Source organism: Nonomuraea sp. NPDC050691, from assembly GCF_040654455.1.
Taxonomy (GTDB): Bacteria; Actinomycetota; Actinomycetes; order Streptosporangiales; family Streptosporangiaceae; genus Nonomuraea.
The window spans coordinates 1-10074 of the sequence record NZ_JBFAIA010000242.1 but is presented as its reverse complement, the minus strand read 5'-3'; the positions used below and the strand labels follow the sequence as shown (position 1 = coordinate 10074).

Below are 10074 nucleotides of genomic sequence, written 5' to 3'. Positions count from 1 at the left end.
GCTCCCACTCGGCATTCGTCAGATCACCACGACCCATACGCCAAGAGTGGCAAGCCAGACAGAGGCCGTCAGCAGATCTAAGAAACAGCTCCTAGGCGGCGCGCGGGCCGCGACGGATCAGCCGGGTCAGCTCGGCCGAGTCGTCGGCGGCCTGCTTGGCTCGTGCCTCCGCCTCGCGCGCGTACGCGTGCAACGCCCAGACGGCCCCGTCAGCCAGTTCCTTGAGCTCGGCGATGCGCGCGGTCACGTACCGGGCGTCCGACTCGATGGCGGCGCGGCGCCGCCACAGCCGCCACCCAGCCAGCCCCATGAGGGCCACCCCCAGCATGACGAGCGGCCATCCGAGCTTCAGGGCCCCCAGCACGCAGCCGACGCCGGCGATGATCAGGGCGACGGCCTCCCACGGGCGGCGGCGCGGCAGTGTGCCCTCGGCCGCGATGGCGGCTTCCGCCGCGGCCATGGACGCCGGGTCGGCCCCCTCGGGGCGCAGCACGATGGGGTGGCCGAGCAGCGGCACCGTGACCGTCTCGGGCGGCTCCAGGCGGCTGTCGGTCTCCAGTTCCTCGGCGACCCCGCGCAGCACGGGCGCGGCCACGTGCAGCGCGATCGCCGCGAGGTGGGGGTCGGCGCCGGGGCGCAGGTCGTCGAGCAGGTGGGTGGTCAGCGACGCCATGGGCCCCGCGGGGCCGCCCAGTCCGATGAGGGAGCGGAGCACGGCGAGCGGCTCGTCCTCGGCCCACGAGGTGACGGGGCTGGCGGCGTTGTTGGTGAGCGGGGTCGCGGCGTCGTGGTCGGCCTGCCGGGCCGAGGTGATCTCGGTGCAGCGGGCGCGCAGCCGCGCCAGCCGGGCGGCGGCCTGCGCGGGCCGCGCCAGCTCCGGGATTTCCGCCATCTCGGGGAAGTCGACCAGCGACACGGGCACGACCACGGCCGGCTCGCCGGGCACGAGCGCCTGCACCCACTGCCGGTGGTCGGCATGGTCGGGCACGGCCAGCGCGTCGAGCTTGCGCAGCACGAAGATCTTGCCGGCGGGGCCGAAGGCGCCCCGGGCGGCGGCCAGCCAGAGGGAGCGCTGCCCGTGGGTGACCGGCTGCTCGATGGACAGGTCGCCGAAGGCGGTGCCGAGCCACGAGGCGTGGATGCGGCTGCCGTGGCCCGCGACGGCCAGGGCCAGGCAGAGGAACAGCGCCGTGCGCTGCTGGTCGCGGCCGGCGGCCCTGCTCAGCGGCTCCAACGGGTCTTCGCCGGCGAGGATCGCCACCAGCGCCTGGACGGCCGGCGGCAGCCAGTTGCCCGGGATGTCGGCGAAGCCCGGCGCGGTGGGGGGTGCGGTGCCGTTGGCGGCCAGGTGAGCCAGCAGCGCTTCGGCGTAGCGTCTCAGCTCCGCCGCGGCTTGGGGGCCGGCAGTCAGGTCCGTGCTCAAGGCAGAGAACTCCCCCAATTTCGGCCTCGGTTCATGACCGCGTAAAGCGTAACCGGGGGGCGCGCCAACCCTGCGGAGGCGCGCCCACGTCGATCGGTACGACGACTGTCACATGCGCTCGGGGACCGGGACGCCCAGCAGGCCGAGCCCGGTCTCCAGCACGCTGAGGGTCAGGGCGCACAGCGCCAGCCGCGAGGCGCGCGTGTCGGCGTCGACGCCCTCCTTCAGCACCGGGCACTCCTCGAAGAAGGTGGTGAAGGCGGTGGCGGTGGCGTAGATGAACGCGCACAGCCGGTGCGGCTCGGTCGACTCGGCCACCTTCTCGACGGCGGCCCCGAACCCGAGGAGCTGGAGTGCCAGCGCCCGCTCGGCCGGGTGGCCGAGGACGATCGGGCCGGTGGCGTCGGCCGGGTCGACCCCGCCCCTGCGGAAGATGGACCGGATGCGGGCCTGGGCGTACTGGAGGTACGGGGCCGTGTTGCCGGTCAGGCCGAGCATGCGGTCGAAGTCGAAGACGTACTCGCTGTCGTGGCTGATCGACAGGTCGGCGTACTTGACCGCGCCCATGCCCACGGCCCGGGCGATCTCGGCGCGCGTCTCCTCGTCGTAGTCGCGGTCGGCGATGACCACGGAGGCGCGGTCGACCGCCTCCTGCAGCAGGTCCGTCAGCTTGACCGACTCGCCGGAGCGGGTCTTGAAGCGACGGCCGTCCTTGCCGAGCATCATGCCGATCTGGACGTGCTCGGCCGAGACGGTGTCGGGCAGCCAGCCCGCCTGCCGCGCGGCGGCGAACACCATGCGGAAGTGCAGGGCCTGGTCGGCGCCCACGACGTAGAGGATGCGGTCGGCCTTGAGGTCGTGCACGCGGTAGCGGATGGCCGCCATGTCCGTGGAGGCGTAGCCGTAGCCGCCGTCGCTCTTGCGGATGATGAGCGGCAGCGGCTTGTCGTCGGAGCCGGTGAAGCCGGGCGGGAACAGGCAGAGCGCGCCCTCGCTCAGCACCGCGACCCCGGCGGCCTCAAGGTCGTCGCAGGTCTTCTGGAGCATGGGGTTGTACATGCTCTCGCCGGCGATGTCGGCGTCGGTCAGGGTGACGCCGAGCAGGCCGTAGACCTTGTTGAAGTAGCGGACCGTGGCGTCCATGAAGACGTGCCAGAGCCGCAGCGTCTCGGGGTCGCCCGACTGGAGCGTGGTCACCCGCGCGCGCGAGCGGGTCTTGAACGTCTCGTCGCCGTCGAACTTCTGCCGCGCGGCCTGGTAGTACTCGGTGCCCATGCCGGCTTCGAGCTGCGCGACCGCGGCCTCCTCGCCGATGTCGAGCAGGTGCTCGATGAGCATGCCGAACGGCGTGCCCCAGTCGCCCAGGTGGTTCTGCCGGATGACGGTGTTGCCGAGGTGCTCGTGGACCCGGGCCAGCGAGTCGCCGACGATCGTGGTGCGCAGGTGGCCGACGTGCATCTCCTTGGCCGCGTTGGGCGCGGAGTAGTCGATCACGACGGTCTGCGCGGGCGTGACCGTGCCGACGCCGCGCCGCGGGTCCTCCAGCATGCGGCCGGCCTCGCCGGCGATCCACGTGTCGTCGAGCGTGATGTTGAGGAACCCGGGGCCGCTGACCTCGACCGTGCCGGGGAAGTCGGCCAGCTCGGCGGCGAGGGCCTCGGCGACCTCCCGCGGGGACCGTCGCAGGCGCTTGGCCAGGCTCATCGCGACGTTCGCCTGGAAGTCGGCGAACTGGGACGGCCGGATCAGCGGGTCTGCGTCGGCGTGCTCGGCGCCGAACGCCGCGGCCAGCGCCTGCTGGACGCGCTCGGTGAGCACCATTTGCGGGTCGGTCATGGTCTAAGGGTACCGGCGAGCCTGACCGTGACGCTGATCGCGAGGGTGATCGCCGCGGAGGCCACCACGGCGATGCCGACGGCGGTCAGGTCGTTGCTGATGTCGCCGGGCTCCAGGGCGAAGAACTCGCGGACGAACGGTATGGACAGCGCCCCGGCGAACAGCACCGCCATGGCGGCGACCAGGCCCACCCGCAGCCAGGTGAGGGGCCGGGCGATGAGGATCAGCACCCACCAGGTCGTCAGGAACAGGGTGATCACCGCGGAGGTGCGGTCCTCGTTCAGGGTGGAGGTTCCGCTGTGCGCGGCCCAGAACGACAGCAGCATCGCCGCCGCGCAGAGCACCCCGGCCGGTACGGCGAAGCGCAGCACCCGGGGCACGAACCCGGGCCGCGACCGCTCCAGCGTGGGGGCGAGGGCGAGGAAGAACGCGGGGATGCCGATGGTCAGCGCGTTGACCAGCGTGGAGTGCCGGGGCGCGAACGGGAACATGAGCCCCAGGACGCCGGTCGCCAGCGACAGCGCTATCGCGTAGAAGGTCTTGGTGAGGAACAGGTTGGAGACGCGCTCGATGTTGGCCAGCACCCGGCGGCCCTCGCCGACCACGTGGGGGAGCGTGGCGAAGGCGTTGTCGAGCAGCACCACCTGGGCGACGGCCTTGGTGGCGGGGCTGCCCGCGCCCATCGCGATGCCGAGGTCGGCGTCCTTGAGCGCGAGCACGTCGTTGACGCCGTCGCCGGTCATGGCGACGGTGTGGCCGCGGGACTGGAGCGCGCCGACGAACTGCCGCTTCTGCCGCGGGGTGACCCGGCCGAAGACGGTGTTGGCGGCCAGCATGTCGGCGAGCTTGTCGGGGTCGTCCTCCGGCAGGGTGCGGGCGTCGACGGCCCGGTGCCCGTCGGGGATGCCGAGGCCGGTGGCGATGGCGGAGACGGCCTCGGGGTTGTCGCCCGAGATGACCTTGACGGCGACGCCCTGGCGGGCGAAGTAGCCGAGGGTCTCGTGGGCGTCGGGGCGGATGCGCTGCTTGAGCGTGACGAGCGCGACGCATTCGACGCCCGTGTCCGGGTCGCCCCGCTCGGCGGCGGCCAGGTCGCCGGTGCGGCAGAGCGCGAGCACGCGGGCGCCGGTGGAGGCGAGCGTGGCGGCCCGCTCGTAGCCGTCGCCGCCGTCGAGCAGGACGTCCGGTGCGCCGAGCAGCCACGCGCCGCGCTCGCCGAAGTCGGCGCCGCTCCACTTGCGCGCCGAGGAGAACGGCACGCTGGCCGTGGCCGCCCACCCGGCGGGCATCGCGGGATAGCGCACCTGCACGGCCTGGGCGGTGGCGTTGGGCCGCTGGTCGAGGTTGGCCAGGGCGGCCAGCGCCTCGTCCACGGTCGCTCGGCCGCTCTGACCGTCGCCCTGCCCGTCGCCGATCGGCAGCACCTCGTCGAGGTCCATGCCGCCCGCCGTGAGGGTGCCGGTCTTGTCCAGGCAGAGCACGTCCACCCGGGCCAGGCCCTCGATCGCGGGCAGCTCCTGGACCAGGCACTTGCGGCGGCCCAGCCGTACGACGCCGACGGCGAAGGCGATGGAGGTCATCAGCACCAGACCCTCGGGGATCATGGTGACGATGCCGGCGACCGCGCCGGTGATGGCGGTGCCGAAGTCGGCGGAGTTGCGCAGCTGGCTGTAGATCAGCAGCGCGCCGATCGGGACGACCAGCCAGGTGACGTACTTGATGAAGTTGGCGATGCCCTCGCGCAGCTCGGAGTGGGCGAGGTGGAACTTGCTGGCCTCCTCCGCGAGGCGCACGGCGTAGGCGTCGGTGCCGACGTGGGTGGCGACGAACGCGCCGGAGCCGGCGACGGCGAAGCTGCCCGACAGCACCCGGTCGCCGGGCCGCTTGTGCACCGGGTCGGCCTCGCCGGTCAGCAGAGACTCGTCGATCTCCAGCCCGTCGGACTCGACGACCTCGCCGTCCACGAGCAACCGGTCGCCGGAGCCGAGCAGGATGAGGTCGCCGAGCACCACGTCCTGCGGGTGGATCTCCTGGTCGCGGCCGTCGCGGCGGACCCTGACGGGCGCCTCGTTGATGACGGCCAGGCGGTCGAGGGTGCGCTTGGCGCGCCACTCCTGGACGATGCCGATCAGCGCGTTGGCCACGATGACCAGGCCGAACAGGCCGTCCTGCCACTGCCCGAAGATCAGGATGAGCGCCCAGAGCACGCCGATGACCAGGTTGAACAGCGTGAAGACGTTGGCCCTGATGATGGCGCCGAAGGACCGGCTCGACCGGCGCGGCACGATGTTCCGCTTCGCCTGGGCGGCCTGTGCCGCGGTGAGCCCTTGCACGCGTCCCCCGGTTCGTGTGGATGCGGCAAAGACTACGGGTTCACCAGAGCCTGTGTGATCGGGGAGCGGCGGCGATCCGGTCGCCGATGCGGGCCACGATGCCGCCGGCCGACAGGTCCGCGGCGAGCGCGCAGGCGGCGCTGACGCCCGGGGCCCTGGACGAGCCGTGCGCGATGACCACGGTGCCGTTGAGGCCGAGCAGGACGGCGCCGCCGTGCGCCTCCGCGTCGAGGCGGTGGCGCAGCTCGCGGATGCGCGAGCGTTGCAGGAACGCGCCGACCCGGGCGGCCGGGCTCTCGCTGATCGCCTCGCCGAGCTGGTGGAAGGCGTAGCGGACGGCGCCCTCCATGGTCTTGAGCGCCACGTTGCCGGTGAAGCCGTCGGCGGTGATCACGTCGACGGCGCCGGTGAGCAGGTCGTGGCCCTCGACGTTGCCGGTGAAGCGCAGGCCGGGGGCGTTCTGGAGCAGCTCGTTGGCGCGTTTGACCAGCTTGTTGCCCTTCTCGGCCTCGGCGCCGATGGTCAGCAGGCCGACCTTCGGCTCGGTGAGGCCGTGGGCCAGCTCCGCGTACGCCGTGCCGAGGTGGGCGAACTGCACCAGCATCTCGGGCTTGGCGTCGGAGTTGGCCCCGGCGTCCACGAGCAGCGTCGGATGGGGGCGGGTGGGCAGGGCGACGGCGATCGCGGGCCGCAGGACGCCCTGCTGGGGCTTGAGGCGGAGCCTGCCGGTGGCGACGATGCCGGCGGTCGAACCCGCCGACACCACGGCCGAGGCGTCGCCCCGGCGTACGAGATGGCAGGCGATGGCGATGCTCGAACGGGGGCGGCGCAGGCTGGCCAGGGCGCCCTCGTCCATCGCGAGGACCTCCTCGGCCCGCACGATGGGGATCTCCTTGGTGGCGTCGTGGTCGGCGAGGGCCTCGTACAGGATCCGCGGGGGCCCGACCAGCACGACCTCCAGGCCGCGCTCGCGCACGGCGTGCACCGCTCCCGCGACGATCTCGTGGGGGGCGTGGTCGCCGCCCATGGCGTCGAGCGCGATCGGCTTGCTGTCGGACACTGGGTCACCTCGTACGGGCTGCGTGCCCGCCGGGAGGCTTGCCGAACGCGGGCTCGGCCAAACCGCGTCGCAGGCGGGACGTCTGCCAGGCTAGCCGGTGGGGCCGGCGGCCGACCCGCCGGGAGAGGCCGACCTGGGTCAGCGCAGGTTCCAGTCGGTGACGCCGCGGGACACGATCACCTTGGAGAACATCGACACCCCGGTGATGCGGATGAGCGGGCCGTCGCCGGCCGAGCCGCCGGTCACGTCACGCTTGCCGAACGTGGAGCCGCCCTCGTCGATGACGTGGGCGTTGTCGGGGACGCGGACGATGAGCTTGGCGAAGCGGGCGTCGCACTCCAGGGTGACCTCGCGGCCGGGCAGGACGGCCTCGGACAGGTCGATGATCATCGCGCCGAAGGTCACGGCCAGCGTGGTGTGCCGGGACGCGACCCAGCGCCCCTTCCGGATGATCTTGCTGAACGTGGAGCGGATCGTCTGCTGCTCGACGGTCTCGGGCGGGCGGGAGCCGGTCACGTCCGGCAGGTCCCTGGTCAGGGGGACGAGCTCGCCGACCGTCTTGGCCGAGTAGGCGGTCTCGAGGCGGTCGGCGTGCTCGACGCTGGTGAGCCGGCCGGTGGCGAGTGCCTCGCCCAGCACGGCGGCCACGCGGTCGCGGTCGGTGTCGGAGGCGCGCAGCGCGGGATCGAGGGTCACGCGGCCAGTGTAGCTCCGAACGCGATATGTCGCGAGATTCGCGCTGAAATCCATTCGCAACTCGGCGGAACCGAATCCTGGGTTAGCAACGTCCGGATATAAGAGCCATAGACGCGCGACAGAGGCTTGAGGTTTACGCCGAGCGAACAAAAAACGAGGGGAAACGCCTAGTGATCTTGAACCAGGCCGGCACGCGACGCTTCCGGGCGTACACGTCCAAGCATCTCGACGACCTCCTTCTCCGGGCAGGGCTCGACGACGACGAACGGCTGAAGGTGCGCGCCGTGGCCACGGTGCTCCCGTTCCGCACCAACGCGTACGTCGTGGACGAGCTCATCGACTGGTCGGCCGCGCCCGACGACCCCCTGTACAGACTGGTCTTCCCCCAGGCGGACATGCTGCCCGCCACCGACGTCGCCCGGCTCGCCGACCTGCTCAAGGCCGAGGCGCCGGCCGCCGAGCTCCTCGCCGAGGCCAACCGGGTCCGCGCCCGCCTCAACCCGCACCCCGCCGGTCAGATGGAGCTGAACGTTCCCCGGCTGGGGAGCGAGCCGGTGCCGGGACTCCAGCACAAGTACCCCGAGACCGTCCTGATCTTCCCCAAGCAGGGCCAGACCTGCCACGCCTACTGCACGTACTGCTTCCGTTGGGCGCAGTTCGTCGGCGACGCCGACCTCAAGTTCGCCTCCGACGACGTCGACCAGATGGTGCGCTACATCCGCCGGCACCCCGAGGTCACCAGCGTCCTCATCACCGGCGGCGACGCCATGATCATGGGCGAGCCGGTGCTCCGGCGCTACCTGGAGCCGCTGCTCGCCCTGGACCAGCTCGAATCGGTCCGCATCGGCACCAAGTCGCTCGCGTACTGGCCGCAGCGCTTCACCACCGACCCCGACGCGGACTCCACGCTGGAGCTGTTCGAGCAGGTGGTGGCCGCCGGCAAGAACCTCGCCTTCATGGCCCACTTCACCCACCCGCGCGAACTGGAGCCGCCGCTGGTCGAGGCCGCGGTCCGGCGCATCCTCGGCACCGGCGCGACCATCCGGACGCAGGCGCCGCTGATCCGCTCCATCAACGACGACCCGGCGCTGTGGTCGAACATGTGGCGCCGCCAGCTGCGGATGGGGATGATCCCGTACTACATGTTCGTCGAGCGCGACACGGGACCGCAGGACTACTTCGCGGTGCCGCTCGCGCGGGCCCACGAGGTCTTCAGGGACGCGTACGCGTCGGTCTCCGGGCTCTGCCGCACCGTGCGCGGGCCGTCCATGTCGGCCACGCCCGGCAAGGTGTGCGTCGACGGGGTCACGGAGATCGCCGGCGAGCGGGTCTTCGTGCTCCACCTCATCCAGGCCCGCGACCCGTCCCTCGTCGGGCGGCCGTTCTTCGCGCGCTACGACCCCACGGCGGTGTGGCTGAGCGACCTGCGCCCGGCCTTCGCCGACCGGTTCCCGTTCGAGCCCGCGGCCGAAGAGGCTCTGGTGACCGTCTGAGCGGTCCCGGATGACGCGCGTGCCCCTTCCGGGCGGCGGACGCGGACGGCGTCCGTGCCGGTCCGGCACCGGAGGGGGCACATGACGTTCCGCGTCGGCGGGTGTGGATGACGTCCGGCCTGTTCTGGTGCCGGCGGGTGCGCCCCTCCGGTGTGGGCGGTCAAGCGAGCATCCGGCTACCGGAAAATCTGTGCGCCCGGCCCGCGGCATTCGTCCTCACCGGGCGTCGTCCGCGGGCCGTCGGCGTGCGCCGAGACCGGGTGGCGAATGCCGGGAATGCCCCACTCTCGTGTCCCGACATGCCGCCCATTCGCCCCGCCGCCCCTTGATCTCATCCCGGTCCTCCCCGGCCTCTTAAAGGGCCGTTGACTAGCCCCGCGCGCCACCCATCGTGGTGGTACAACTACGTTCAGTAGCTCAGCCGGGCGGCGTGCCGCGTGTGGTGCCCACCGCGTGCTCGTCTCGGCTTTCGGGGGGTTGTCGAGTCGTGTCTCCTCCGCAATGCGAGAGCGATCGATCACGAGCCGGGAAGGCAATCATGAATCGTGTAGTCAGGACGGCTGTCGCCGTCGCGTCACTCGGGCTGGCGGCGGCCCTCACCGTCCCGCCGGCCCACGCGCAGGTGCATCGTTCCACCAGACCGCTCACGACCGGGCCCGGCGCGCCGGACGTGGCGTCTCCGGTCGCAGGGATGCCGGTCGCCGGGATGCCGGTGACCGACGTGCCGGGAGCCGGGACGCCGGGCGCGGAGGCGGGCACGCCTGTCAACGCCGTCGCCCCGGTGGCTCCGGTCGCGCCGGGCACGGGGGTGTCCGGTGCCGAGGTTCCGGGGGCTCGTACGCTCGGTGCCGGTCTGCCGGTGGACCGGACGCCGCGGCCGGCGGCGCCGGGCATCGACCGGCCCGTGTCGGCGGGTCCGCGCGGCGACGGGGCGGAGAGCGCCCGGGTGGGCGGACGCCGTGGCGGCGTGACGAACGCGGCCGTCGCCGACCGGGACGGCCGCCGCAACGGACGGAGGGCCGGTACGGGCCGGAGGGCCGCGGCTTCCCGGGACGGTGGCACGGGCCGGCGCGGATCCCGCCACCCCCGCGAGTCCCGCGCGAACTGGGAGCGCCGCTACGTCCAGCCGAGCCGTCCTGGTGCTGATGGAGGTCAACGGCCGCCCGGTGTTCGCGCTGCGCGGGTCCGTGCCCATGCACCGCACGATGGCGCCCGGCACCAAGGGGGACGACA

At 72.6% G+C, this 10074-nt stretch carries 6 protein-coding genes; 1 reads left to right on the top strand and 5 read right to left on the bottom strand.

Features of this window, described 5'->3' with window-relative positions; translation table 11 throughout:
• Positions 1-91 precede the first annotated feature (91 nt).
• The 5 genes from AB0H81_RS41430 to AB0H81_RS41410 all read right to left on the bottom strand — a co-directional run bounded on the left by AB0H81_RS41430 (position 92) and on the right by AB0H81_RS41410 (position 7348).
• The gene (locus AB0H81_RS41430) at positions 92-1423 is read right to left on the bottom strand and encodes a hypothetical protein (protein WP_358386920.1); all 1332 of its coding nucleotides are present in this window, start codon (positions 1421-1423) and stop codon (positions 92-94) included.
• Between the two features lie 108 nt (positions 1424-1531).
• The gene (gene argS, locus AB0H81_RS41425; RefSeq protein WP_358386917.1) at positions 1532-3259 is read right to left on the bottom strand and encodes an arginine--tRNA ligase; all 1728 of its coding nucleotides are present in this window, start codon (positions 3257-3259) and stop codon (positions 1532-1534) included.
• Positions 3256-5592, bottom strand: coding sequence for an HAD-IC family P-type ATPase (locus AB0H81_RS41420; protein WP_358386914.1), 2337 nt, complete (start codon positions 5590-5592; stop codon positions 3256-3258). Before AB0H81_RS41420 ends, argS begins: the two co-directional genes overlap by 4 nt.
• 40 nt (positions 5593-5632) lie before the next feature.
• The gene (plsX, locus tag AB0H81_RS41415; RefSeq protein WP_358386911.1) at positions 5633-6652 is read right to left on the bottom strand and encodes a phosphate acyltransferase PlsX; all 1020 of its coding nucleotides are present in this window, start codon (positions 6650-6652) and stop codon (positions 5633-5635) included.
• Positions 6653-6790: 138 nt separating this feature from the next.
• The gene (locus tag AB0H81_RS41410) at positions 6791-7348 is read right to left on the bottom strand and encodes a DUF1707 domain-containing protein (protein ID WP_358386908.1); all 558 of its coding nucleotides are present in this window, start codon (positions 7346-7348) and stop codon (positions 6791-6793) included.
• A 170-nt stretch (positions 7349-7518) separates the two neighbouring features.
• Here AB0H81_RS41410 and AB0H81_RS41405 point away from each other — a divergent pair, with 170 nt between their 5' ends.
• Positions 7519-8841, top strand: a complete 1323-nt coding sequence (locus tag AB0H81_RS41405; protein WP_358386906.1) for a lysine 2,3-aminomutase — start codon at positions 7519-7521, stop codon at positions 8839-8841.
• The last annotated feature ends 1233 nt before the right edge of the window (positions 8842-10074 follow it).